This is a genomic window from Pseudomonas sp. TWI923 (assembly GCF_039673365.1).
Classification (GTDB): Bacteria; Pseudomonadota; Gammaproteobacteria; order Pseudomonadales; family Pseudomonadaceae; genus Aquipseudomonas; species Aquipseudomonas sichuanensis.
In genome coordinates this window covers 1-2428 of the sequence record NZ_JBDJLM010000160.1, presented here as the reverse complement: position 1 = coordinate 2428, position 2428 = coordinate 1, and the positions used below count along the sequence as shown (strand labels likewise).

Genomic DNA, 2428 nt, shown 5'->3' with positions numbered 1-2428 from the left:
CGCCGCGGCCCGGGCCTTGGTGCTGTTGACTCCGTGGGGGGGGGCTGCTGCGCAGCCCTTTCGCGACACAAGGCCGCTCCTACAGGGGGCAGTGCTGCCTGCGGGGTATGGTAAAGTCGCGCCCTTTCACGTAACTGGATTGCGCTGCACATGACCCCCGTTCTTCGCCTCATCAACCGCACCGGCCTGGTGACGCAGATCTGCATCGGCCTGGTGGCCGGCATCGCCCTGGCCCTGCTCGCGCCCTCCGTGGCCCGTGACCTTGGCTTTCTTGGCAAGGTGTTCGTCAGCGCCCTCAAAGCGGTTGCCCCCGTGCTGGTGTTCATCCTGGTGATGGCCTCGATCGCCAACCACCGCCACGGCCAGGAAACCCATATCCGCCCGATCCTCTGGCTGTACCTGCTGGGCACCTTTGCCGCTGCAGTGGTGGCCGTGGCCGCCAGCCTGCTGTTCCCCTCGCAGCTGGTGCTGAACACCAGCGAAGCCACGCTCAGCGCCCCTGGCGGCATCACCGAAGTAATGCAGAACCTGTTGCTGAGCGCCGTCGACAATCCAATCAACGCCCTGCTCAATGCCAACTTCATCGGCGTACTGACCTGGGCCATCGGCCTGGGCATTGCCCTGCGCCATGCCAATGACACCACCCGCACCGTGGTCGAGGACTTGTCCAACGGCGTCACCCTGATCGTGCGCGTGGTCATTCGCTTCGCCCCACTGGGCATTTTCGGCCTGGTCAGCTCGACCCTGGCGCAATCCGGCCTGGAAGCGCTGCTGGGCTACCTGCACCTTTTGGGCGTGCTGATGGGCTGCATGCTGTTCGTGGCACTGGTGATGAACCCGCTGATCGTATTCTGGAAAATCCGCCGCAACCCTTACCCGCTGACCCTGCTGTGCCTGCGCGAAAGCGGCATCACCGCGTTCTTCACCCGCAGCTCGGCGGCCAACATCCCGGTCAACCTGGCATTGTCGGAAAAGCTCGGCCTGCACGAGGACACCTACTCGGTGTCGATCCCCCTGGGCGCGACCATCAACATGGCCGGCGCGGCGATCACCATCACTGTGCTGACCCTGGCGGCCGTGCACACCCTGGGCATCCCGGTCGACCTGCCCACCGCCGTGCTGCTCAGCGTAGTGGCGGCGGTCTGTGCCTGCGGCGCCTCGGGTGTGGCCGGTGGTTCGCTGCTGCTGATCCCGCTGGCCTGCAGCCTGTTCGGTATTCCCAGCGAGATCGCCATGCAGGTGGTGGCGGTCGGTTTCATCATCGGCGTGCTGCAGGACTCGGCCGAGACGGCGCTGAACTCCTCCACCGATGTGCTGTTCACCGCCGCCGCGTGCCAGGCCATGGAGCAGCGCAACGCCTGACGCGGCCATCGCGGGGCCGCTCCCATGTTCAGTGGGAGCGGCCCCGCGAAGTTATCGACGATTGCTTAAGCCAGGCACTTTACCTAGGCTAGTGGCCTTTTCCTCGCAATGAGACAGGGCCATGTCTGAACACGAAAGCACCGGCGAAGGCCGCTTCAACAGCACCGAAATCCGCGTTCTCGGTTCGTTGATCGAAAAGCAGGCCAGCAGCCCGGAAACCTACCCCCTGACCCTCAATGCCCTGGTCCTGGCCTGCAACCAGAAAACCAGCCGCGAACCTGTCATGAACCTCTCCCCCGGCCAGGTTGGCCAAGCCCTGCGCGCCCTCGAAGGGCAGAACATGGCCCGCCTGCAGATGGGCAGCCGTGCCGACCGCTGGGAACAGCGGGTGGACAAGGCGCTGGAACTGGTACCGGCGCAACTGGTGCTGATGGGCCTGATGTTCCTGCGCGGCCCGCAAACCCTGAACGAACTGCTGACCCGCAGCAACCGCCTGCATGATTTCGAAGACGTCGACCAGGTCCAGCACCAGCTGGAGCGCCTGATCTCCCGTGGCCTGGCCCTGCACCTGCCGCGCCAGGCCGGCCAGCGAGAAGACCGCTACACCCACGCCCTGGGCGATCCGGCGGAAATCGAGGCGATACTCGCCGCGCGTCAGCAGGAAGGTGGCGCACGCAACAGTGCCGGCAGTGTCTCGCAGGAGCGCATCGAAGCGCTGGAAGCACGGATCGCCGCGCTGGAGGAGCGCCTGGCCCAGCTGGAAGGCTGAGGTCAGGGCTTGAGTGCTTCGGGGAAGTTGCGACAGCTCTTGCGCTCGGCCATTTCGCGCTCGCTGGGGCGCTGGTCGACAAACACGGTACGGCCATCGGCGTAGATTTCCAGGTAGCCCCAGTGCAGGTCCTGCTCTTTCTGCCCGGGCTGGGGTGGCACGAGCCACCAGGGTTCGCGGCTGATCAGGGTCATGGGTAAGGTTCCGAAATAGGCCTGCCCTTCATGATAGCCACTGCCACACCAACGCAATCGCGGGGGGAGAACCCGCCCCCCCCAGAGTATACAAACACGGGGG

3 protein-coding genes are annotated in these 2428 nt (G+C 65.3%); 2 read left to right on the top strand and 1 reads right to left on the bottom strand.

From position 1 onward, the window contains the following. Positions 1–150: 150 nt before the first annotated feature. Together sstT and ABE459_RS25845 are read left to right on the top strand one after the other, a co-directional pair. Complete coding sequence (gene sstT / locus ABE459_RS25850) at positions 151–1362, top strand: serine/threonine transporter SstT (protein ID WP_125464753.1); 1212 nt, start codon at positions 151–153, stop codon at positions 1360–1362. Between the two features lie 121 nt (positions 1363–1483). After that, entirely contained in the window at positions 1484–2131 is a 648-nt protein-coding gene (locus tag ABE459_RS25845) for a DUF480 domain-containing protein (RefSeq protein WP_125464754.1), read from the top strand. Positions 2132–2133: 2 nt separating this feature from the next. Here ABE459_RS25845 and ABE459_RS25840 read toward each other — a convergent pair whose 3' ends face one another. Then, on the bottom strand, positions 2134–2325 hold the full coding sequence (locus ABE459_RS25840) for a hypothetical protein (protein WP_110993906.1): 192 nt from the start codon (positions 2323–2325) through the stop codon (positions 2134–2136). Positions 2326–2428: the final 103 nt, after the last annotated feature.